Here is a 23,434-nt window from a genome sequence, read left to right as displayed (position 1 = left end):
TCACCTGCCCCGGAGGCGCGCCAGTGCACGGGTGACCCGCGGCGGCGCGGTGCGCAGACCCGTCGCCAGCTGCTTGACCCGGTCCGAGGCCGCGGTGGGCGCGACCGCGTCCAGGACGGCCGTCGAGCGTGCGCCGCCGCCCACCAGGTACCGGGGCTGCGGGCGCCGGGCGGTCAGCGCCTTGTGGACTGCCTGCGCGACCGGGCGCGGGCCCGGCAGGTTGCGCACCCCGCGCAGCACCTCGCCGGCCGCCGCGTACTGGTCCCCGTACGCCGAGGCGTGCTCGTCGGGCAGCAGGTCCGCGCCCGCCTCCCAGATGCCGGTGCCGTACGAGCCCGGCTCCACGAGGCTGACCTTCACGCCGAACGGCTCGGTCTCCATGCGCAGCGCGTCGGTCACCGACTCGAGGCCGCGCTTGCTCGCGCAGTACCAGCCGAGCATCGGCAGGGAGACGCGGCCGGCGATCGAGGAGACGTTGACGATCCGGCCGGCCCGCCGGTCCCGCATCGCCGGCAGCACCAGCCGGGCGATCCTGGCCGGGGCCACCAGGTTGGTCTCCAGCTGCTGCCGCACCTGCTCGTCGTCGACGTCCTCCACCGCGCCGGGCTGCGCGAACCCGGCGTTGTTGACCACCGCCCACGGGCCGCCGCCCGTCATCCCGGCGATCCGGGTGAACGCCTGCACGCAGGACGTGGGGTCGGCGACGTCCAGCAGCACCGTGCGGACGGCGGCCCCCGTGCCGGCCACCTCGGCGCGCAGCGCCTCACCGCGGTCCTCGCTGCGGACCGTGCCGATCACGTCGAAGCCGGCGTGCGCCAGCTCCAGCGTGATGGCCCGGCCGATGCCTCGGCCGGCTCCGGTGACGACGACGCTCCTGGGATTCATCCGGACTCCGGTGTACGGGAAGGGGCGAGTGGGGGTGCGGGTCCCGCGCGCCACTGAGTGCGGAACCGTCCGTGGACGGTGCGACCCCGAAGAGCAACGGACGCGGGAAGGGAATGGATCCCGCAGGAGGGTAGGGTCTCCGGCGTGAGTGCAGCCACGACACCCTCCGGCAGGGGTCGGCCCAGCCTGACCCCGCCGGCCGACGCGAAACCGCCCGTGCGGCATCCCGACGCGCCCGCGCCGGGAGAGCTGCTGGGCTCACACTACGACCAGTGCTTCGCCTGCGGTGAGGACCAGCCGCACGGCCTGCACCTGGCCGCGCGGGCCGGCGAGGGCGTCAGCGTCACCGCGGAGTTCACCGTGCAGCCCGCCCACCAGGGCGCGCCCGGCCTGGCGCACGGCGGGGTGCTGGCCACCGCGCTCGACGAGACGCTCGGCTCGCTGAACTGGCTGCTGCGGGTCATCGCGGTGACCCGCCGGCTGGAGTCCGACTTCGTGCAGCCGGTACCGGTCGGCTCCACCCTGCACCTGACGGCGCGCTGCACCGCGGTCGCCGGGCGCAAGATCTACAGCACGGCCGAGGGCCGCGTCGGCGGCCCCGACGGGCCCGTCGCGGTGCGCGCCGACGCGTTGTTCGTCGAGGTCAAGCTCGACCACTTCACGACCCACGGCCGCTCCGAAGAGGTCCACGCCGCGATGTCCGACCCGGACCAGGTGAAGGTCGCGCGAGCGTTCGAGGTGAACCCGTGAGCGGCGCGCGCGAGGCCGCCGGGCGGGCGTCGGGGTCGAGGGCGATGGGTCGCCGAGCGGGCGGAGAAGCGAACGGATGGGCACGGTGAGCGGCGCGCGCGAGGCCGCCGGGCGGGCGTCGGGGTCGAGGGCGATGGGTCGCCGAGCGGGCGGAGAAGCGAACGGATGGGCACGGTGAGCGGCGCGCGCGCGGCGGTGGACGTGCTGCTGCGGCGGCTCGATCCCGAGGTGCCCGTGCCCGCGTACGCGCACCCGGGGGACGCCGGCGTGGATCTGGTGACGACCGAGGCCGCGGAACTCGCCCCGGGCGAGCGGACCGTGCTGCCCACCGGTATCGCGCTGGCCCTGCCCGACGGGTACGCCGCGTTCGTGCACGCGCGCTCCGGGCTGGCAGCGCGCTGCGGAGTGGCCATGGTGAATGCCCCGGGCACGGTGGATGCCGGGTACCGTGGAGAGATCAAGGTGATCGTGGTCAATCTCGACCCGCGTGAGAGCGTCAGGTTCGAGCGGGGCGACCGGATCGCCCAACTGGTCGTCCAGCAGGTCGAGCGGGTCCGCTTCCACGAGGTCGCGGAGCTGCCGGGTTCTGCCAGGGCCGCGGGGGGCTTCGGCTCCACGGGGGGTCACGCCGCGGTGGAGACGCCGTCGGCGGGCACGTCCAGCAACGGATACGCAGCGGTCGGCACCGACCGGGAAGGACAGTGACCGTGTTCCGTCGTCGCAAGGAGCGCGAAGACGCCATCGACGAGTTCGACGAGGCCGAAGGCCCGGACGAGTCGACCGAGGACGCACAGGAGCCGGACGGCTCCGGTGCGGAGTCCCGGTACAACCTTCCGCCCGCGCCGCGCCCCGAGGGGCCGTGGGACCAGGGCGAGGTGAAGGAGCCCGGCGAGGGCCGGGTGGACCTGGGCGGACTGTTCGTACCCGGCGTCGACGGCATGGAGCTTCGGGTCGAGGTGGCGGGCGAGTCCATCGTCGCCGCGACCGTGGTGCTGCGGGACAGCGCCGTGCAGCTGCAGGCGTTCGCCGCTCCGAAGTCCGAGGGCATCTGGGGCGAGGTGCGGGAGGAGATCGCCTCCGGCATCACCCAGCAGGGTGGCATCGTCGACGAGGTCGAGGGCCCGCTCGGGTGGGAACTGCGCGCCCAGGTGCCGGTCCAGCTGCCCGACGGCACCAACGGGGTGCAGCTGGTGCGCTTCGTCGGCTGCGACGGGCCGCGCTGGTTCCTGCGCGGTGTCATCTCGGGCCAGGGCGCCGTGCAGCCGCAGGCCGCCGGCGTGCTGGAGGCGGTGTTCCGCGACACCGTCGTGGTGCGCGGCGAGGCCCCGATGGCACCCCGCGACCCGATCGTGCTGAAGCTGCCGAACGATGCGCAGATGGTGCCGGACGGCGGTGCTCCCGCCGAGGGCGAGGGCAACAAGTTCGGCGACGGCATCGACCCGATGCGCCGCGGCCCGGAGATCACCGAGCTGCACTGACACCGGCGCCCGCTCCGGGCGCACCGGCGGACGGGCCCCGTGTGCGACGCCGTACGCAAGCCGCCCGCAGACGCACGCACATCCGCGTCAGTTCGGATGAAACTGTTGCACAGGCCACCCGGTCGCCGATACGTTCGGCGGCCGGGTGAGTCGTTTCATCCGTGCACACACGGGGGTTGGCGAGCACATGGTGGCAACGGGCACACGGCCGCGCGCTGTTGCCCGTCGCGCACCCGCTGCACCCAAGACCGTCCGCGGCGGCGCCCGGCACGGCACGGTGCTGGCCGCGGCCGCACTGGCCGTGCTGCTGTCCGCGACGGTGCTCGCCGCCATCGCCTCGCTCGCCGACCGGTCCGTCGAGGGCGGCATCCAGCAGCGGCTGGCCGGCAACCCGCGCACCACCGTCCAGGTCATGGCCCACTACCGGGCGGACGGGATCGCGGCCGCGGACACCGCGATCCGGTCCGCGCTCGGCCGCGTCTTCGGGGGCGTCCCGCACACCACCTACGGCGCGTTGCGCACGCCCTCCTCGCTGTCCTCGCAGTTCGCGGTGCTGCGGCCCGACGGGGCGCAGCGCGGCGCCTCCGTGACGCTCGTCGCGCTTCCCGACGAGGCCCGGCACGCCCGGCTGCTCAGCGGCCACTGGCCGCGCGCCGCCGCGTCCGCCGTGCCCGGAGCCCCCGGAGCGTCCGTCGCCCCCCTCGAGGTCGCGCTCAACCGCACCGTCGCGGCACGCACCGGCCTGCGAACGGGCGACGCGTTCGCCATCAACCTCACCCGAGACAAGCGCCTCCAACTGCGGGTCAGCGGCCTGTGGACGCCCGCGCCCGGCGACCCCGGGGTGCTCGCCGCCATGGCCAGCACCTTCGACACCGTCGACAGCATCGCCCTGATGTCCGAGGACGCCTTCACCGCGCAGCCGGGGCTGACCGCCGACGCGCTCGCCGAGTGGATCGCGGCGCCCGACACCGCGCGCCTCCGTCTCGGGCAGGTCGCGCCGCTGCGCGACCGGACCGCCGACTTCGCCAACAGCGACACCGGCATCTCGGTCTTCCACGGCGGCGCCCCGCCGCTGGACGGCGTGCACGCCGACTCCGAACTGCCCTCCGAGATCGACGACCTGACCGCGCCGATGGCTGTCGCGCGGGCCGGCATCGACATCCCCGGAACGCTGCTCGCCGCGCTGGCCACCGCCGCGCTCGTGCTCACCGCGCGGCAACTCGCCCAGTCCCGCGCCACCGAGGTCGCGCTGATGGGCGCCAGGGGCGCGGGCACCGCGCGGCTGGTCGCCGGCACCGCCGTCCAGTGGGCGCTGGTCGCGGTGCCCGCCGCGGCCGCCGCGCCGTTCCTGGTCGGCCCCCTGCTCGCCGGCCTGCGCCGGGTGGGCCTGCTCGACGGCCCGCTGCCCGGCACCGCGGCCACCACCGCGGGCTGTCTCGCGGCCCTGCTCGCGCTCGCCGTGCACGGCGCGGCCGTGCTCGTGCCCACCGCCGTGCAGGCCGCCGACCACCGCGCCGGCCTGCGGCTGCGGATGCGCGGCGCCCGCGCCGCCGCGTTCCAGCGGGCCGGCACCGACCTCGCGCTCGCCGCCGTGGCCGTCCTCGGCTGGCTCCAACTGCGGCAGTACCGCACGCCGGTGGCCTCCGGCGGCGTCAGCGGCGTCTCGGTCGACCCGGTGCTCGTCCTCGCGCCCGTGCTCATGACGACCGCGGCCACGCTGCTCTCGCTGCGGCTGCTGCCGCTGGCCGCGCCGCTCATCGACCGGGCCGCGCGCCGGGGCAGCGGACTGGTGCTGCCGCTGGGCGGCTGGCAGGTCGGCCGCCGCGCCGCCCGCCATGCCGGGCCCGCCCTGCTGATGACGCTGGCCCTGGCGGTCGCCGCGCTGAGCACCACCGCCCTCGGCATCCTCGACCGCGGCACCGCCGACCAGGCCGCGTTCGCCACCGGCGCCGACGTCAAGGTCGTGCCGCAGCCCGACGGCGGGCAGGCCCCGCCGGTCGAGCAGCGGCACGCGCGGTACGCGGCGCTGCCGGGGGTCCGGGCCGTCACGCCCGTCACCGACGTCCAACTCACCGCGGGCGACACGCCCGTGGACCTCGAAGGCGTCAACACCGCGGCCGTCGCGGCCACCCAGCGCGGGGACGGCGGCGGCCCGGTTCCCGCGATCCGCTCCGACCTCACCGACCGCCCGGCCGCCGCGCTGCTCGCCGAACTCGGCGCCCGCATACCCGACCACGGCTTCGCGGTCCCCGGCCGCCCCGCCGAACTCCCGCTCACCGTAAGGCTGTCCGCCGACGGTGTCGCGCCCGGTCAGGAAGTCCCCGTCCGGCTGTCGCTCACCGTCGAGGACGCCGACGGGCTGACCAGCGCGGTGTCGGTGCCGCTGCCCGTCACCGACGGCAGCCCCTACCCGGTCCGGGTGCCGCTGACCGGCGGGGGAGGGGCGGGCGCCGCCCGGCAGTACCCGCTGCGGATCACCGGCCTGTCGCTGAACATGATCGGCGCGCACGCCCGGCGCACCTATCACCTGGTGGTCGCCGCCCCCGGCATCGCTCCCGAGGGCGGGGCCTGGCGCGACCTCACCAACGACATCAACGCGCCGGCCGAGGCCGCCTGCCCCGGCATCGACCCGCTGTTCACGGGCGTCGACCCGCCGGTGCTGTGCACCAGCACCACCCATCCGGGCGAGCTCTTCCAGGGCGTGCTGCGCGGCCCCGACACCCGCGTCAGGATGCCGGTGTGGCAGATCGACCTGGCGCCCAGGCACTCCGGCGAGGTGCCGCCGGTGCCGGCGCTCGTCGACGGAACGCTCGCCGCCGGCGGCCAGTTCAGGGTCGGCGACACGGTCACGCTGACGCGCACCGACGAGGCCAGGGTCACGGTGCGGATCATCGGGCGGATCGGCGCGGTGCCCGGCTTCGACCGCGCGCGCGGCCGGCTGCTCGTCGACTCCCGGGCCCTGGCCGCGCACCTGGCCGCGCAGGGCCTCGCCCAGCCGCCCGACGCCTTCTGGTGGCTGTCCGCGCACGGCGGCGCGGCCGCCGCCGCGCTGCGCGCCGATCCCGCCCTGGGCGCGGTCAGCACCGCCGCCGACGCGCGCACCGCGCTCACCCACGACCCGCTGCGCACCGGCACCCGCTCGGTGCTGCTGCTGAGCCTGGTCCTGGCGCCGGCCTTCGCGGTCGTCGGCTTCACCCTGCACACCGCGATGTCGGCGCGGATGCGGCGGCGCGAGTTCGCGCTGCTGCGCGCGATCGGGGTGCGGCGCCGCCAGCTCGCCGCGCTGCTGTGGACCGAACAGCTGTGGATCGCCCTGCTCGCGGTGCTCCTCGGCACCCTCATCGGCACGGCGCTCGCCGCGGTCATCATGCCGCTCGTGACGGTCGACGACACCGGCCGGCCGGTCTACCCGCGCCTCCTCCCCGACGTCCCCTACCTCGCCGTCACCCTCGTCGCCCTCCTCACCGCCGCACTCATCGTCGCCACGGTCACCGTCCTCTCCCGCACCCTCGCCCGCGTCGACCTCGTCCACACGCTGAGAGCCGGCGACGAATGACGCCGCGCGCAGCTCCGGCGTCTCCCGCCCCGCCCCAACGCGGCCTGACGACGGCCGCCACCGTGTCCGGTTCGCGGCCGCGGCCGGGTCTGGGCCGCTTCCGCGTGCGTCGCGGGGAGCTTGGGTCGGGTGTCGGGGTTGCGCCGTGGGACGAAGTTCCCTCGCTGACCGCGCCGTTCGCGGTCGGCGCGGCAACGGGCGGCGCGCCAACGGTGCCGCCGCGACTGGGTCTGCGGCGTGGCGCCGGGCGCGTTGCGGGGTACCGGGCGCGGGGTGAGGGCCTGGTGAAGGGCTGCGGGTTCGTGCGGCCGCGGACAACGGGGGTGGGGCGGGGATGACGGGGGTGCGTCGGGGGCTGGGCGGGGTGGTGCCGCGCGGGGTCGGGGCGGGAGGTGAGGCGCGGGGGGAAGTGCCGCTGCTGGCCTGCTTGTTCGCTGTCGTCGCGGTGCTGACCGCGGTGATCGTGGCGGGGCCGCCGGTGCTGGACCGGATGGCCGGTGACGCGCTCGCGGCGCGGGCCGCGGACGCGCAGGCGGCCCGCACGCTGGTGCGGCAGAGCGCGGTGCTGCACCGGCTGGACGAGCGCGCCCAGGCCGACCCCGCGCGGAGCACCCTCGCGCCCGAACTCGCCGCGGCCGGGCGGCAGTTCCTGCGGACGGCAAAGGCGCCGCTGAGTGGCGCGCTGCGGCACCAGTCGACCCGGGTCGAGGTGGCGCCGGCGGGCACGTCGACCGCCGCGGGTCCCGGTCAGCTCGCCCTCCTGTACGCCGACGACGCCCCCGCCCGCGCCGCCTACGTCCAAGGAGGCCCGCCCGGGCGGGCCGGCAGGGACGGCCCGATCGACGTCGCGGTGTCGGTGCGCACCCGCGACGCCCTGCACCTCGCGCTCGGCCAGATCCTCGACCTCGAGCCGGTCTCCGACCACTACCGCACCCCGGCCCGCGTCTCCGGCTTCTTCGCGCTCCCGCCGGACGCCGAGGCGCCGCTGTGGCGCCAGGAGCCGCTGCTGGAACGCCCGTCGGGCGGCGCCGGCGGCTGGCGCGCGCAGGCGGTGGTCGACGCGTCGGCGCTCGACGCGCTGCAACTGCGCGGCGCCGGCGACCTGACCGTCACCTGGCAAAGCGTGCTGCGTCCGGACGGCGCCGCCGCCACCCGGATGGCCACGCCGGGCGGGCTGGTCGCGCTCAGTCGCGCCGCCGAGGCCTACGCCGTCTCCTCCGGCGACCGCTACTGCCCGCCCGACGAGGGCGGTTACACCATCGTCGCGTGCTCGGTCGCCGGCCACGGCACCGAGACGCTCGACACCGCCGACGACATCCCGCTGCTGGTCCAGGACTTCGGCGCCGAGCGGGAACAGGCCCGCACCCTGGAGTCGTTCGCGCTCGCCGGGCTGCTCGCGGTCGGCCTGGCCACCGTCGTGGTCACCGCGCGGCTGGCGCTGCACCGCAGGGCCGCGGCCCAGGCGCTGCAGCGGGCCCGCGGCGCCTCGGCCGCCGACCTGGCCCTGCTGCGGCTGCTGCAGACCGCGCCCGCCGCGCTCCTCGGCCTGCTCGCGGGCCTCGTCGCGGCGGGCCTGCTCGCGCCGCCCGGCACCTCCCCGGGATCGGCGCTCCCGGCCGTCGCCCTGGCCGCCGTCGCCTGGCTGGTGCTGCCTGCGCTGACGTGGGTGGCGCTGCGGGACCGCGGCCGCCGGGAGCACCCGCCGCGCGGCACCCGCCGCCTCACCATCGAAGCGGGCGTGCTGGCGCTCGCCGTCGCGGGGGTCCTGGCGCTGAGGTCGCGCGGCTCGGCCGGCTCCGCGTCCGGCATCGACCTCCAACTGGCCGCCGTCCCGGCCGTGCTGGGCCTGGCCGCCGTCGTGCTGCTGGTCCGCGCCTACCCGCTGCCGCTGCGGCTGCTGGCCCGGGCGGCGCGGCGCGGGCGTGGCGCGGTCGGCACGATCGGGCTGTCCCGGGCGGCGGGCGAGGCCCCCCGGCACGCGCTGGCGCTGCTGGTGCTGGTGACGACGCTGTCGACCGCCGTGTTCGGGGGCCTGGTCTCCCGCACCGTCGCCGACGGCCGCCGCGCGGCCGCCGTGTGGACCGCCGGCGCGGACGCCACCGTCGTCGGCGCGGGCCGCGACGGCACCGCCGAAGCCGACCTGCTGCACGTTCCCGGCGTGCGGCGGGCCGTGGTGCTGCGCGGCACGACGTCCCGCCTCGTCAGCGGCCGGGACGGCACCAGTTGGGGCCGGGTGCGGATCGCCGGGGTGGACGCCGCCGGTCTGCACGCCGCCGCCCCCGGCTCCGTCCTCGCCCGGGCCCTGCTGGCGGCCGGGCCGGCCCGCGCGAGTACCGGTGCCGATGGCCGGATCGTCCTTCCCGCCCTGGCGTCCGCGGAGTTCGGCACGGCCGCGGTGGGCGACGTCTACGCCTCGGCGCTGCACAACTCGCACGTCTCCTTCCGCATCGTCGGCGTCCTCGGTGACGCCGTCCGCGAGGACCCCGCCCTCGGCCCGCTGACCGCCACCGACGCGGCCCGCACCGCCGGGCCCGGCGGCGACCCGACGGCCGCCGCGCCGCTGCCGATGCTGATGCTCGACGCGGCGGCCGCCGCCGTGCTCACCCGGCACGACACCGACTACTCGCAGGTGCTGCTGTACGGGCCGCGCCTGGACGCCGCGGCCCTGCACGTCGCGGCCGCCCGGGTGACCGGGCCCACCGGCGAACTGGTGCTGCGCGACGAGGAGTTGGCGGCGGCCGGGCACGACGGCCTGCTGAGCGGGGTGCGGCGCGTGTACGCGGCCGGCACCGCCCTCTCCGTCCTGCTGGCACTGCTCGCGCTCGTGCTGGAGCTGCTGACGACCGCGCGCGAACGGGGCCGCACGGCCTCGCGGTTGCGCACCCTCGGCCTGCCGACGCGATCCCTGGCCGCCCTGGAGGCACTGGAACTGCTGCCGATGGCGCTGGCCGCGGTCGCCGGCGGCGTGGCGGTCGGGCTGGCGACGCCCACGGTCCTCGGGCCCGCGCTGACCCTGCGGCGGTTCACCGGCGGGCCGCAGGCGCCTCCGCTGCACACCGACTACCTGCTGACCGCCGCGCTCGGCGCGGGACTTGCCGCGCTGGTCGTGGCGACCGTCGCCGCCGAGACGTGGCTCGGCCGCCGCCGCGGCCTCGGCGCCGTCCTGAGACTGGGAGACCCGGCATGAGCACGCACCACCGATCCGGCGCCGCGGGCGAGCCGGCGCCCGACACGGGATCCACGGGTCCGGCGGACGCGGCCACCACCCCGGCCAGCCCGGCCACCGGCGCGGCCGCCGCCCGTCGCCCCGCCGATCTGGCGGCCCTCCAGGCCCGCGCCCTGGCCCGTGCCGCCCCCGAACCGGACGACGGCCTGATCGTCTGCGACAACCTCGTGCGCGTCTTCCGCACCGAGGGCGTCGAGGTGCAGGCGCTCCAGGGCCTCGACCTGAGCGTCGACGAGGGCGAGGTGCTGGCGGTCGTCGGGGCCTCCGGCTCCGGCAAGTCCACACTGCTGGGCATCCTGTCCGGCCTCGACCTGCCCACCGCGGGCCGCGCCCGCGTCGCGCACCACGACCTGCTGGCCATGAAGCGCCGCGAGCGCCTGGAGTACCGCCGCAGCACCGTCGGGTTCGTGTGGCAGCAGACCTCCCGCAACCTGCTCCCGTACCTGACCGCGCTGGAGAACGTCGCCCTGCCCATGGGCTACGCCCGGGTGCCGCGGGCCCGCCGCAGCGGACGTGCGGCGGAACTCCTCGACCTGCTGGGCGTCGCCGACTGCGGCCGCCGCAGGCCCGGGGAACTGTCCGGTGGTCAGCAGCAGCGCGTGGCCATCGCGGTGGCCGCCGCGAACAACCCGCGGGTGCTGTTCGCGGACGAGCCCACCGGCGAACTCGACACCGGCAGCGGCGAGGAGGTGTTCGCCGCGCTGCGCCGGGCCAACGAGGAACTCGGCGTGACCGTCCTGATCGTTACCCACGACCCGCTGGTTTCGGGCCAGGTGAGGCGTACCGTACGGATACGCGACGGCCGCACCGCCACGGAGGTGCTGCGACCTTCGCAGGGCGCCGGGGAGGAGTACGCGGTGCTCGACAGGGTGGGGCGGCTGCAGTTGCCCCGCGAGTACACCGAGCGCTACGGACTGCGCCGCCGGGTGCGGCTCACCACGGAGCGCGACCACATCGGGGTCTGGCCCGACCGCGGCGAGCACGGCGCGGACGCGGACCGGCAGGGGGAGGAAGACGCATGAGCGAGCAGTCCAGCGGGCACGCGGGCACCGCCGTCGCCGACGGACCGCACACCGGCGACATGGTCGTCGTGGAGGACCTGAAGCGCACCTACGGCAGCGGCGAGACCGCGGTCCACGCCCTGCGCGGCGTGTCCTTCTCGGTGCCGCGCGGCGAACTGGTCGCCCTCAAGGGCCGCTCCGGCTCCGGGAAGACCACCATCCTCAACCTCGTCGGCGGCCTCGACACCCCCGACGGCGGCCGGATCAGCCTGGACGGCACCGACCTGGCCGGGCTCGGCGACGACGAGCTGCTGGCGCTGCGCCGCGACCGGATCGGCTTCGTGTTCCAGTCCTTCGGGCTCATCCCCATCCTCACCGCCGCGGAGAACGTCGGCGTGCCGATGCGGCTGCGCAAGGTGGCGCCGCGCGAGCGCGAGGAGCGTGTGGAACTGCTGCTCGCGCTGGTCGGCCTGTCCGACCACGCGGCCCAGCGCCCCGGCGAGCTGTCCGGCGGGCAGCAGCAGCGCGTCGCCATCGCCCGCGCGCTCGCCAACCGCCCGGTGCTGATCATCGCCGACGAGCCCACCGGGCAGCTCGACGCCGACACCGGCCTGGCCGTCATGGAGCTGCTGCGCGCGGTCGTGCGCAGCGAAGGCGTGACCGCGCTGGTGGCCACCCACGACGCGCAGCTGCTGGCGCTGGCCGACCGCGTGCTGGAGCTGCGCGACGGCCGCATCGTCAGCGGCGCGTGACCCGGCGGTGACCCGCGGGCTGCCGGCCGCCGCGGGGCGGCCGGCAACCCATACGCGTCCTTAACGCCTCCGGGCCCGCCCATCCGGCCGCCGGGTCGTCCGGCCGCTTAGGATCCATCAACGTGTCCACGACCAGGCCGCCCGCCCTCCTCCGTCCCGCGCACCGGGCCTCGCGAGCGCCCCGGCGCGGTAGGACGATTGAGCCATGACACGCGGCACGCTGCGCATCTTCCTCGGGGCGGCGCCCGGGGTGGGCAAGACCTACGCCATGCTCGCCGAGGCACAGCGCCGTCACGAGCGCGGCTCCGACGTGGTCGTCGGCTACGTCGAGCACCACACCCGGCCCCGGACCGAGGCCCTGATGGCCGGCCTGGAGGAGATGCCCCGCAAGCGGTCCGAGCACCGCGGGCAGGTCCTGGAGGAGATGGACGTCGACGCGATCCTGCGCCGCGCCCCGCAGTCGGTGCTGGTCGACGAGCTCGCCCACACCAACGCCCCCGGCTCCCGCAACCCCAAGCGCTGGCAGGACGTCGAGGAGCTGCTGCGGGCCGGCATCGACGTGGTGTCCACCGTCAACATCCAGCACCTGGAGTCCCTCGGCGACGTCGTCGAGTCGATCACCGGCGTCCGGCAGCAGGAGACCGTCCCGGACGAGGTGGTGCGCCGCGCCGACCAGATCGAGCTGGTCGACATGTCGCCCCAGGCGCTGCGCCGCCGCATGGCCCACGGCAACGTCTACCCGCCGGACCGGATCGACGCGGCGCTGTCCAACTGGTTCCGCCCCGGCAACCTCACCGCGCTGCGCGAGCTGGCGCTGCTGTGGACCGCCGACCGCGTCGACGAGTACCTGCAGCAGTACCGCGCCGACCACCGCATATCCGCCGCCTGGCAGGCCCGCGAGCGGATCGTCGTCGGCCTCACCGGCGGCCCCGAGGGCCGCACCCTGATCCGGCGCGCCGCCCGCATGGCGGCCAAGGCCTCCGGCAGCGAGATCCTCGCCGTGCACATCGTGCGCAGCGACGGGCTGGTCTCCGGCTCGGCCAAGGAGCTGGCGGTCCAGCGGACGCTGGTGGAGGACCTCGGCGGCAGCTTCCACAGCGTCGTCGGCGACGACGTCCCCAACGCGCTGATGGACTTCGCGCGCGGCGTCAACGCCACCCAGATCGTCCTCGGCTCCAGCCGGCGCAAGACCTGGCAGTACGCCTTCGGGCCCGGCGTCGGCGCGACCGTCGCCCGCGAGTCCGACGACATCGACGTGCACATCGTCACCCACGAGCAGGCCGCCAAGGGCCGCGGGCTGCCCGCCGCCCGCGGCGCCAGTCTGGGCCGCTCCCGGACCGTCGCCGGCTGGCTGACCGGGGTGGCCGGGCCCGCGCTGCTCACGGTGCTCCTGGACCAGTTCCACCCGGGCCCCGGCCAGGCCACCGACATGCTGCTGTTCCTGACCATGACGGTCGCGGCGGCCCTGGTCGGCGGCCTCCTGCCGGCCCTCGCCTCGGCGCTGCTCGGCTCGCTGCTGCTGAACTTCTTCTTCACCCCGCCCACCCACTCGTTCACCATCGCCCAGCCCGAGAACATCGTGGCGATCCTGATCTTCGTGGTGGTGGGCGCGGCGGTCTCGTCGGTCGTCGACCTGGCGGCCCGCCGCACCCAGCAGGCCGCGCGGCTCCGCGCGGAGGCCGAGATCCTCTCCCACCTGGCCGGCAGCGTGCTGCGCGGCGAGAACACGCTGGAGGCGCTGCTGGAGCGGGTCAGGGAGACCTTCCAGATGGAGTCGGCGGTCCTGCTGGAACGTTCCGGCGGGCGCAGCCCCTGGACCCGTGCGGCCAGTGTCGGCACCGACCCGTGCGCGCGGCCCGAGGACGCCGACGTGGAGGTCGCCGTCAGCGACCGGCTGACGCTGGCGCTGACCGGGCGGGTACTGCCCGCCGCCGACCGCCGCGTGCTGTCCGCGTTCGCCGCGCAGGCCGCCGTGGTGCTGGACCGCGAGCGGCTGGCCGGCGAGGCGGCGCGGGCCCGCGAGCTCGCCGAGGGCAACCGGATCCGCACCGCGCTGCTCGCCGCCGTCTCCCACGACCTGCGCACCCCGCTGGCCGGCATCAAGGCGGCGGTGTCCAGCCTGCGCTCCGAGGACGTCGCCTGGTCGCCGCAGGACGAGGCCGAGCTCCTGGCCGGCATCGAGGACGGCGCCGACCGGCTGGACCACCTGGTCGGCAACCTCCTCGACATGTCCCGCCTGCAGACCGGCACCGTGACCCCGCTGATCCGCGTCGTCGACGTCGACGAGGTGGTGCCCATGGCGCTCGGCGGCGTCCCCGAGAACAGCGTCACCCTCGACATCCCCGAGACGCTGCCGATGGTCGCCGTCGACCCCGGCCTGCTGGAGCGGGCCGCGGCCAACATCGTGGAGAACGCCGTCAAGTACAGCCCGCCCGACCAGAAGGTCCTGGTGGCCGCGAGCGCGCTCGGCGACCGCGTCGAGGTCCGGGTGGTCGACCGCGGGCCCGGCGTGCCCGACGCGGCCAAGGAGCACATCTTCGAGCCCTTCCAGCGCTACGGCGACGCGCCGCGCGGCACCGGCGTGGGCCTCGGACTGGCGGTCGCCCGGGGCTTCCTGGAGGCCGTCGGCGGCACGCTGCAGGCCGAGGACACCCCCGGCGGGGGCCTGACCATGGTGCTGACCCTGCCCGCCGCCCCGGGCGCGTCCCCCGCCGGCGACCGCTCCGGCCGGGTGAGCGGCGCGCCGGCCGTCGGGCGGCCCGGATGAGCCCGGTCACGCCGCCCCCACCGCACACGACAGAAGAGAGAACACGCATGCACCGGGTCCTCGTGGTCGACGACGAGCCGCAGCTCGTCCGGGCGCTGGCGATCAACCTGCGGGCCCGCTCCTTCGAGGTCGACGCCGCCCATGACGGTGCCGGGGCGCTGCGCGCGGTGGCCGCCCGCCAGCCGGACGTGGTGGTGCTCGACCTGGGCCTGCCCGACATGGACGGCGTGGACGTCATCCGCGGCCTGCGCGGCTGGACGCGGGTGCCGATCATCGTGCTGTCCGCCCGCCAGGCGTCGGGCGAGAAGGTCGAGGCGCTGGACGCCGGCGCTGACGACTACGTCACCAAGCCGTTCGGCATGGACGAGCTGCTGGCCCGGGTGCGCGCCGCGGTCCGCCGCTCCACGCCGGCCGGCGCCGAGGAGGGCGCGGCGATCGTGGAGACGGAGACGTTCACCGTCGACCTGGCCGCGAAGAAGGTCCACCGGGCCGGCGCCGACGTCCGCCTCACGCCCACCGAGTGGCACCTGCTGGAGGTGCTGGTGCGCAACCCCGGCCGGCTCGTCGGGCAGAAGCAGCTGCTGCAGGAGGTGTGGGGCCCGGCCTACGGCACCGAGAGCAACTACCTGCGGGTCTACATGGCCCAGCTGCGGCGCAAGCTGGAGGCCGACCCGGCGCGCCCGCGCCACTTCATCACCGAGCCCGGCATGGGATACCGCTTCGAGCCGTAGGATCCGGCGGCCGCCACCACCGCGTCCGGCCCGGCGCCGCGGGGTCCGGCGGCCGGCACCGCGCGACCGGTGTTCACGGCCGGTCGCGGCCACCTCGCGGTGGGTTGCGGCCTCTGGAACTGCCGCGTCCGGCCGGTACCCTTGGCGGCATGAGTGGTCCCACGCGATCCGACCGGCCGGCAGGCCGGTTCCGCCGCATGCTCGACCGGCTGTCCTCCACCCCGGAGGAGCTGCACTCCGAGGAGCTGCAGAAGGACGCGCTGGCCACGGGGTGCACCCCGATCCAGGACTGCACCGACCGCCAGATCGTTTCCGTAACCGGTACGCTGCGTACGGTCACGCTGCGCCCCCGGGCCGGCGTGCCCGCACTGGAAGCCGAGCTCTTCGACGGGTCCGCCGCGCTCGACGTGGTGTGGCTGGGCCGCCGCAGCATCGCCGGCATAGAACCCGGGCGCATGATCATCGCGTCCGGCCGGATCGCCATGAACCGCGGCCGTCCGGTGCTGTTCAACCCCAAGTACGAACTGCGTCCGGTCGGACAGGAGTAACAGGTGACGTCGATCGACAACGGCGAGGCGGCCGCCGAGCCGACGGCAGGCACGCGCGGGCCGTCCGCACCCGGCACCACCGGTGACGGCAGCGGCACCCCCGGTGACACGGGCCGCGCCAGCGGCGCCACGGCGGTATCCGCCGACGCACGCGCCGTGACCGAGGCCGCGCTCTTCGAGGCGTTCGGCGGGATCCGCGGCATGGTGGAGACCACCGTGCCCGGCCTCGTGTTCGTCGCCGTCTACACCATCAACCGGGACATCACGTCCTCGGGGATCGCCGCGCTCGCGCTGTCGGTGATCATGGGCGTGGCGCGGCTGGCCCAGAAGGACACCCTCAAGCACGCGTTCAGCGGCATCTTCGGGGTCGCGTTCGGCGCGGTCTTCGCGATGATGTCCGGGAACGCCAAGAACTTCTACCTGCCGGGCATGCTCTACACGCTCGGCCTGTCGGTCGCCTACATCGTCTCGGCGATGGTGCGCTGGCCGCTGCTCGGCCTCATCCTCGGGCCGATCTTCAAGGAGAACCTCTCCTGGCGGAAGCGCAACCCCGGCCGCCTGCGCGCCTACACCAAGGCCAGCTGGGCGTGGGGCCTGATCCTGCTCGGCAAGTCGGCGATCCTCTTCCCGCTGTACTGGTGGGGCAACGCCACCCAGCTCGGCTGGGTCAAGGTCGCGCTGGGCATCCCGCCGTTCCTGCTGTCCGTCTACCTCACCTGGATCTTCCTGGTGAAGGCGCCGCCGCCGATCGACGTCATCGCCGAGATGGAGGCCGCCGAGAAGGCGGAGAAGTCCGGGAACGCCGGGAACGCCGAGAACGCCGAGAAGACGCAGCGGGAGCGGGCCGAGCAGGAGAACTCCGCCCGCGGCACCTCCCTGTGACCTCCTGAGCCACCGGCTCACGCGTGTGGGGCCCGGACCGTACCGGTCCGGGCCCCACACGCGTCCGCGCCCCGGGACGGCCTCGCGGCCGCCCGGAGGCGCGGACGGTCCTACTTGGCGTCCCTGCCGTCCTTCGCGTCCTTGTCCTTGGCGCCCTTGGAGTCGGCCTCCTCCTCCCGCACCGACAGCAGGTCCTCCAGCTGCTCCTCGCGGTGCGGCGCGGCCACGAACAGCAGCTCGTCGCCGGCCTCCAGCGCGTCGTCCTTCGACGGGGTGAGCACCCGGTTGCCGCGGATGATGGTCACCAGCGAGGTGTCCTGAGGCCACTCGACGTCGCCGACGCGGGTGCCGACCAGCACCGCCTCCTCCGGCAGCGTCAGCTCCACGAGGTTCGCGTCGCCCTGGCTGAAGCGCAGCAGCCGGACCAGGTCGCCGACGCTCACCGCCTCCTCGACCAGCGCGGACATCAGGCGCGGCGTCGACACCGCGACGTCCACGCCCCACGACTCGTTGAAGAGCCACTCGTTCTTCGGGTTGTTCACCCGGGCGACCACCCGCGGGACGCCGTACTCGGTCTTGGCGAGCAGCGACACCACCAGGTTGACCTTGTCGTCACCGGTCGCGGCGATCACCACGTTGCAGCGCTGCAGCGCCGCCTCGTCCAGCGAGGTGATCTCGCAGGCGTCGGCGAGCAGCCACTCGGCCTGCGGCACCCGCTCCACCGAGATCGACGTGGGGTTCTTGTCGACGAGCAGCACCTCGTGCCCGTTCTCCAGCAGCTCGCCCGCGATCGAGCGGCCGACCGCGCCGGCCCCGGCGATGGCGACCCTCATGACTCTGCTCCCTCGGGCCCCTTGGCGAAGGCCGCCTCGACCTCGGCGACGCCGTCGGTGCGCATCATCGCGTGCACCAGGTCGCCTTCCTGCAGCACCGTCTGCGAGGTCGGCAGCATCGCCTCACCGAGCCGGGTGAGAAAAGCCACACGCACCCCGGTCTCCTCCTGCAGCCTGCTGACCTTGTGGCCGACCCAGGCCGGCGAGGTGTGCACCTCGGCGAGCTGCACGCCGCCGCTGGGGTCACGCCACAGCGGCTCGGCGCCGGACGGCAGCAGCCGCCGCAGCATCTGGTCGGCGGTCCACCGCACGGTGGCCACCGTCGGGATGCCCAGGCGCTGGTAGACCTCGGCCCGCCGGGGGTCGTAGATCCGCGCCGCCACGTTCTCGATGCCGAACATCTCACGTGCCACCCGGGCCGCGATGATGTTGGAGTTGTCGCCGCTGCTCACCGCCGCGAAGGCACCCGCCTCCTCGATGCCCGCCTCGCGCAGCGTGTCCTGGTCGAACCCGACTCCGGTCACACGCCGCCCGCCGAACCCCGGTCCCAGGCGGCGGAAGGCCGTCGGGTCCTGGTCGATCACGGCGACCGTGTGGCCTTGCTGCTCAAGGGAGTACGCGAGAGTGGAGCCCACTCGCCCGCATCCCATAATCACGACGTGCACGACCGTCCTTCCGGTGGCGATCCATTCCGAAACTGCTGATCCGACTGTGCCGCCCAAGCGTCTCAGACCGCGCCCAAAGCTACACACGCCCGGTCCCCGCCCCAAGGTTGCGTCATCGGCAGCTCACAAGTTCGCCACACACCTGTAGTGCCCAGGGGGGACGCGCCCGTCTTGACGATCCCTTAACATCGCGGGGTGTCCAAACTGACCGACCTGCCGAAACGGATCCTGATCGGCCGGGCGCTGCGCAGCGACAAGCTGGGCGAGACCCTGCTGCCGAAGCGGCTCGCGCTCCCCGTTTTCGCGTCCGACTCGCTGTCCTCGGTGGCCTACGCCCCTGGGGAGGTGCTGCTCGTCCTGTCGATCGCGGGCGGTGCGGCGTACCACTACAGCCCGTGGATCGTCGTCGCGGTGGCGGTGGTGATGTTCACCGTCGTCGCGTCCTACCGGCAGAACGTCCACGCCTACCCCTCCGGCGGCGGCGACTACGAGGTCGCCACCACCAATCTCGGCCCGAGGGCGGGGCTCACGGTCGCCAGCGCGCTGATGGTGGACTACGTGCTCACCGTCGCGGTGTCGATCGCGTCGGGCATCGAGAACCTCGGCTCGGCCGTGCCGTTCTTCGTCACACACAAGGTGCTGGGCGCGGTCGCGGTCATCTTCCTGCTCATGGTCATGAACCTGCGGGGGGTGCGCGAGTCGGGCACCATATTCGCGATCCCGACCTACGCCTTCGTCTTCGGCGTCTTCTGCATGATCGCCTGGGGCATCCTCCGGATCGCCACCGGGCACGACATGCAGGCGCCCACCGCGCATCTCACCATCCATGCGGAGTCCTCCGGCATCGGCGGCTTCGCTCTCGTCTTCCTGCTGCTACGGGCCTTCTCCTCCGGGTGCGCCGCGCTCACCGGCGTCGAGGCCATCAGCAACGGCGTGCCGGCCTTCCGCAAGCCCAAGTCGAAGAACGCCGCGACCACGCTCGCGCTGATCGGCCTGCTGGCGGTCACCATGCTCCTCGGTATCATCGCCCTCGCGGTGAACACCAAGGTCCGGATGGCCGAGAACCCCGCCTCCGACCTGCTCGACCACGGCAGGCCGGTCGGCCCCGGCTTCACCCAGAACCCGGTGATCGCCCAGGTCGCCGAGGCGGTCTTCGGCCACAACTCGGTCCCCTTCATCTTCCTGGCCACCGCCACCGCACTGGTGCTCTTCCTGGCGGCCAACACCGCGTACAACGGCTTCCCGGTCCTCGGCTCGATCCTCGCCCAGGACCGCTACCTGCCGCGCCAGCTCCACACCCGCGGCGACCGGCTGGCCTTCTCCAACGGCATCGTGCTGCTCGCCGGATTCGCGGCGGTCCTCGTGGTCATCTACGGCGCCGACTCCACGCGACTGATCCAGCTCTACATCGTCGGCGTCTTCGTCTCCTTCACTCTCAGCCAGACCGGTATGGTCCGCCACTGGAACCGTCACCTGCGCACCGAGACCGACCCCGCCAAGCGCCGCCACATGATCCGCTCCCGGGCGATCAACACCTTCGGCGGTTTCCTGACCGGCCTGGTGCTGGTGATCGTGCTCCTCACCAAGTTCACCCACGGCGCGTGGGTCGCGGTCGTCGGCATGGTCGTCTTCTACGCCACGATGACCGCCATCCGCCGTCACTACACGCGGGTCTCGGAGGAGATCGCCGCCGGCGACGCCCCGGGCGAGGACTACGTGCTCCCGTCGCGCGTCCACTCGATCGTGCTGGTCTCCAAGCTGCACAAGCCCACGCTGCGGGCGCTGTCCTACGCCAAGCTGATGCGCTCGGACTCGCTGGAGGCGCTGAGCGTCAACGTCGACCCGCAGGAGACCAAGGCGCTGCAGGGGGAGTGGCACAGCCGCGGCATCGACGTCCCGCTGAAGGTCCTCGACTCGCCCTACCGCGAGATCACCCGGCCGATCATCGACTACGTCAAGGGCCTGCGCCGCAACAGCCCGCGCGACGTGGTGAGCATCTACATCCCCGAGTACGTCGTCGGGCACTGGTACGAGCACCTGCTGCACAACCAGAGCGCGCTGCGGCTCAAGGGCCGGCTGCTCTTCACCCCGGGCGTCATGGTGACGTCCGTGCCGTGGCAGCTGGAGTCCTCCGAGGCGGCCAAGCTGCGCGCCCGGCGCCGTGCCGACTGGAACGCGCCCGGCTCCATCCGCCGCGGGCCCGTCGCGGCGCCGCGGCCGGCCGAGCGCGAGCCGAGCGCGCCGGTGCCGCCGGGAGGCGGGAAGGGCTGAGGCCCGCTCGGCCGGGGTCGCGGCCGGCCGAGGGGCTCGCCACGGTCCGTCCGGCCGGTCCGCGGTCCGCGGTCGGCGCGGTGCCCCGCGCGGGGACGTAGACTGGTCGGCTGTCGCCGCGGGCCGTGCGATCGCGCCGCTCGCCGCTCCGGCCAGCACCGTCCTCCTCGCCGCCCTCGACGCCCGTTCCCGTTCCCGCTTTCCCGTTCCAGCCCAGGAGCAGCTCCGCCATGCAGACCGAACCCGTCCCCTCCCTCGTCGGCCGCGAGTACGAGGTCGAGGTGGGGCCGGTCGCCCACGGCGGCCACTGCGTCGCGCGGACCGACGGCGGCCAGGTGCTCTTCGTCCGCCACGCGCTGCCGGGCGAGCGGGTCGTCGCGCGGGTCACCGAGGGCGAGGAGGGCGCGCGCTTCCTGCGCGCCGACGCCGTGCGGGTGCTGACCGCGTCCAAGGACCGTGTCGAGGCGCCCTGCCCCTACGCCGGGCCCGGCCGCTGCGGCGGCTGCGACTGGCAGCACGCCGCGCCCGGCGCCCAGCGGCGGCTGAAGGCCGCGGTGGTCGCCGAGCAGCTCGCCCGGCTGGCCGGGCTCACCCCGGACGAGGCCGGCTGGGACGGCACCGTCGCGCCCGCGCCCGGCGACAAGGTCGCCAAGGGCGAGGTGCCCGCGTGGCGGACCCGCGTGCAGTACGCGATCGACGCGGAGGGACGCGCGGGCCTGCGCCGGCACCGCTCCCACGACGTCGAGGTGATCGACCACTGCATGATCGCCGCGCCCGAGGTCAGCGAACTCGGCGTGGAGACGCGGACCTGGCCGGACATGGCCACGGTGGAGGCCATCGCCGCGACCGGCTCCCACGACCGCCAGGTGATCCTCACCCCGCGGCCCGGCGGCCGGCTGCCCATCGTCGCGCTCGACCGCCCGGTGTCCGTCCAGCGGATCGGGGAGCGCGACAAGGCCGTGCACCGCGTGCACGGCCGCCCGTTCGTCCGCGAGCGCGCCGCGGGCCGCACCTGGCGCGTCGGCGACGGCGGCTTCTGGCAGGTCCACCCGAAGGCCGCGGACCTGCTCGTCGAGGCCGTCATGCAGGGCCTGATGCCGCGCAAGGGCGACATGGCCCTCGACCTGTACTGCGGCGTCGGCCTGTTCGCCGGGGCGCTGGCCGAGCGGGTCGGCGAACGCGGCGCGGTGCTCGGCGTCGAGTCCTCCCGCCGCGCCGTCGAGGACGCCCGCCACAACCTCCAGGACCTCGACCGCGTCCGCATCGAGCAGGGCAAGGTCGAGCAGGTGCTGCCGCGCACCGGCATCTCCGAGGTCGACCTCGTCGTCCTCGACCCGCCGCGCGCCGGCGCCGGCCACCCCACCGTCCGCCACCTCGCCGGCCTCGCCCCCCGCCGCATCGCCTACGTCGCCTGCGACCCGGCCGCCCTCGCCCGCGACCTCGCGTGGTTCGCCGAGGAGGGCTACCGCCCCGTCACCCTCCGCGCCTTCGACCTCTTCCCGATGACCCACCACGTGGAGTGCGTGGCGATCCTCGCCCCGGCCAAGTAGGGCGCTGAGCCGCGAGCCCGCGAGCCCGCGGGCGCGCATGATGCGCGGTGCGGGCGGACGGGGCCCGTTCCCGGCGTCCCGCCGCGTCCGGCAGCGGGCCGCCCGGGGGGCCTGAACGTTGTCCGTACGCACGGCTGTTCGCCGGAGCGCTGCCCGGCGAGCAGCTGGTGCTCACCACCCAGACCGCGAACGCCGCTTCTCTGCGCCTCGTCGGCCGACCGTCGGTTCAGCAGGGCTCCGGCCGGGCGCTGGGCGCCGACCGCGCACGCGCCACCCCTTTCCCCCCGCGCGTCCGGCCGACATGATTGGACACCGACAAGTTCATGGATGCGCGCGGGTGGGCACGATGTCTGGCGGCCACCTGGCGCCCCGGCATCGGAAGGAGGGGCCGATGTCCAACGGTCCCGTGTACTTAGGCCGTCGCAGTGTCCTCAGGGCCGCGGCCGCCGTCGGGCTCGGGATCGGCGGCGCGCAGCTCCTCGCCGCCCGCCGGGCGGGCGCGGTGACGCCGCTGAGCGGCGTCGACACCTCGTACGTCATCGACTGCGCGGGCTGGAGCGCCCGCCCGCCGTCCTCGCCGATCTCGGTGTCGTCCGGCACGACCAGCCGGATCGTCGTCCACCAGACGGAGTGGCCCAACACCACCGACTACTCCCGGGACCGGGCGGTCGCGCTGGCGCAGGAGATCCAGAACCTGCACATGGACACCAACGGCTGGATCGACACCGGACAGCACTTCACCGTCAGCCGCGGCGGCTACGTCCTGGAGGGCCGGCACCGCAGCCTCGAAGGGCTGACCGGCGGCGCCTTCCAGCCGGTCAGCGCGCACGCCGTCGGCGAGAACACCCGGGCCATCGGGATCGAGAACGAGGGCACCTACTTCACCGAGACGCCTCCCCAGGCGCTGCTGGACTCGCTGGTGCACCTCCTCACGGACGTCTGCACGCAGTACGGGCTCGGCGCCCACCAGATCTTCGGGCACTGGGACTTCAACGACACCGACTGCCCCGGCACGGCCTTCTACCCGCTGTTCCCGCAGCTGCGGCTGCGAACCGCGCAGGCGTTGGCCCAGGACCCCGCCGCCATCCCGGCGCGCACCTGGCCGGACCCGTACTCCTCCAGCGCCGGGGCGATCGTCGTCACCGTCCAGTACCTGCTCAAGGCGCAGGGCTACCAGGTGAAGACCGACGGCGCGATGAGCAGCAGCACGCTGAAGGCGATCTCCGGCTTCCAGAAGGCGCACGGCCTGACCGTGTCCTCGAACGGCACCGTGACCCAGCCGACCTGGGAGGCGCTGGCCGCACCCGCCGGTCCGGGCGCCTCGGGCCCTACCGTGCTCGCGGCCCAGACGATGCTCGCGCACAAGGGCTACGGCGTGACCGCCAACGGCACGTACGACCAGGCGACCCTCACCGCCGTGGCGGACATGCAGCAGCTGCACGGGCTGCCGCAGACCGGCTCGCTGGACACGGCGAGCTGGTGCGCGACGGTCGGCGGCATCGTGGCGGAGGAATTCGGCGCGCTCGTCTGAGCGGCGGT

Annotated in this window: 17 protein-coding genes; 14 read left to right on the top strand and 3 right to left on the bottom strand. The window is 74.9% G+C overall.

Going from position 1 to position 23,434, the window contains the following annotated elements; translation table 11 throughout:
• Nucleotides 1-885, bottom strand: a complete 885-nt coding sequence (locus tag BMW99_RS05320) for an SDR family oxidoreductase (RefSeq protein ID WP_069465876.1) — start codon at nt 883-885, stop codon at nt 1-3.
• 144 nt (nt 886-1,029) lie between these two features.
• Between BMW99_RS05320 and BMW99_RS05315 the strand changes: the two genes are divergently transcribed.
• From BMW99_RS05315 to BMW99_RS05260, 11 genes are all read left to right on the top strand, one after another.
• The gene (locus BMW99_RS05315; RefSeq protein ID WP_075016318.1) at nt 1,030-1,635 is read left to right on the top strand and encodes a PaaI family thioesterase; all 606 of its coding nucleotides are present in this window, start codon (nt 1,030-1,032) and stop codon (nt 1,633-1,635) included.
• A 165-nt stretch (nt 1,636-1,800) separates the two neighbouring features.
• Nucleotides 1,801-2,340, top strand: a complete 540-nt coding sequence (dut, locus tag BMW99_RS05310; protein WP_075016317.1) for a dUTP diphosphatase — start codon at nt 1,801-1,803, stop codon at nt 2,338-2,340.
• Between the two features lie 2 nt (nt 2,341-2,342).
• A complete protein-coding gene (locus BMW99_RS05305) occupies nt 2,343-3,113 on the top strand; it encodes a DUF3710 domain-containing protein (protein ID WP_069466549.1) in 771 nt (256 codons plus the stop codon).
• Between the two features lie 187 nt (nt 3,114-3,300).
• Nucleotides 3,301-6,669: an ABC transporter permease gene (locus tag BMW99_RS05300; protein WP_079175937.1), complete on the top strand. Its 3,369-nt coding sequence runs from the start codon at nt 3,301-3,303 to the stop codon at nt 6,667-6,669.
• A gap of 427 nt (nt 6,670-7,096) precedes the next feature.
• Nucleotides 7,097-9,856 carry an FtsX-like permease family protein gene (locus BMW99_RS41185; RefSeq protein ID WP_177226054.1) on the top strand — a complete coding sequence of 920 codons (2,760 nt, stop codon included), beginning with the start codon at nt 7,097-7,099 and terminating at the stop codon, nt 9,854-9,856.
• Entirely contained in the window at nt 9,853-10,917 is a 1,065-nt protein-coding gene (locus BMW99_RS05285) for an ABC transporter ATP-binding protein (protein WP_079138157.1), read from the top strand. The genes BMW99_RS41185 and BMW99_RS05285 overlap by 4 nt, the downstream gene beginning before the upstream one ends.
• The gene (locus BMW99_RS05280; protein WP_069461795.1) at nt 10,914-11,648 is read left to right on the top strand and encodes an ABC transporter ATP-binding protein; all 735 of its coding nucleotides are present in this window, start codon (nt 10,914-10,916) and stop codon (nt 11,646-11,648) included. Before BMW99_RS05285 ends, BMW99_RS05280 begins: the two co-directional genes overlap by 4 nt.
• 205 nt (nt 11,649-11,853) lie before the next feature.
• Nucleotides 11,854-14,415 (top strand): sensor histidine kinase, encoded by a 2,562-nt coding sequence (locus tag BMW99_RS05275; RefSeq protein ID WP_075016316.1) that lies wholly within the window; start codon nt 11,854-11,856, stop codon nt 14,413-14,415.
• A 47-nt stretch (nt 14,416-14,462) separates the two neighbouring features.
• The gene (locus BMW99_RS05270) at nt 14,463-15,146 is read left to right on the top strand and encodes a response regulator (RefSeq protein ID WP_075016315.1); all 684 of its coding nucleotides are present in this window, start codon (nt 14,463-14,465) and stop codon (nt 15,144-15,146) included.
• A gap of 149 nt (nt 15,147-15,295) precedes the next feature.
• Nucleotides 15,296-15,694: an OB-fold nucleic acid binding domain-containing protein gene (locus tag BMW99_RS05265; RefSeq protein WP_075016314.1), complete on the top strand. Its 399-nt coding sequence runs from the start codon at nt 15,296-15,298 to the stop codon at nt 15,692-15,694.
• 156 nt (nt 15,695-15,850) lie between these two features.
• Nucleotides 15,851-16,576: a DUF3159 domain-containing protein gene (locus BMW99_RS05260; RefSeq protein WP_075016362.1), complete on the top strand. Its 726-nt coding sequence runs from the start codon at nt 15,851-15,853 to the stop codon at nt 16,574-16,576.
• Between the two features lie 110 nt (nt 16,577-16,686).
• Here BMW99_RS05260 and BMW99_RS05255 read toward each other — a convergent pair whose 3' ends face one another.
• Together BMW99_RS05255 and BMW99_RS05250 are read right to left on the bottom strand one after the other, a co-directional pair.
• Entirely contained in the window at nt 16,687-17,409 is a 723-nt protein-coding gene (locus BMW99_RS05255) for a potassium channel family protein (RefSeq protein ID WP_069462083.1), read from the bottom strand.
• Entirely contained in the window at nt 17,406-18,074 is a 669-nt protein-coding gene (locus BMW99_RS05250; protein WP_069462082.1) for a potassium channel family protein, read from the bottom strand. Before BMW99_RS05250 ends, BMW99_RS05255 begins: the two co-directional genes overlap by 4 nt.
• A gap of 195 nt (nt 18,075-18,269) precedes the next feature.
• Between BMW99_RS05250 and BMW99_RS05245 the strand changes: the two genes are divergently transcribed.
• From BMW99_RS05245 to BMW99_RS05235, 3 genes are all read left to right on the top strand, one after another.
• Entirely contained in the window at nt 18,270-20,345 is a 2,076-nt protein-coding gene (locus tag BMW99_RS05245; protein ID WP_069462081.1) for an APC family permease, read from the top strand.
• 230 nt (nt 20,346-20,575) lie between these two features.
• Nucleotides 20,576-21,895, top strand: coding sequence for a class I SAM-dependent RNA methyltransferase (locus BMW99_RS05240; RefSeq protein ID WP_069462080.1), 1,320 nt, complete (start codon nt 20,576-20,578; stop codon nt 21,893-21,895).
• Nucleotides 21,896-22,286: 391 nt separating this feature from the next.
• The gene (locus tag BMW99_RS05235; protein WP_069462079.1) at nt 22,287-23,426 is read left to right on the top strand and encodes a peptidoglycan recognition protein family protein; all 1,140 of its coding nucleotides are present in this window, start codon (nt 22,287-22,289) and stop codon (nt 23,424-23,426) included.
• The last annotated feature ends 8 nt before the right edge of the window (nt 23,427-23,434 follow it).

The sequence above is a fragment of the Actinacidiphila rubida genome (genome assembly GCF_900110255.1).
Taxonomy (GTDB): Bacteria; Actinomycetota; Actinomycetes; order Streptomycetales; family Streptomycetaceae; genus Actinacidiphila; species Actinacidiphila rubida.
This window is presented reverse-complemented; position numbering and strand designations above follow the sequence as displayed.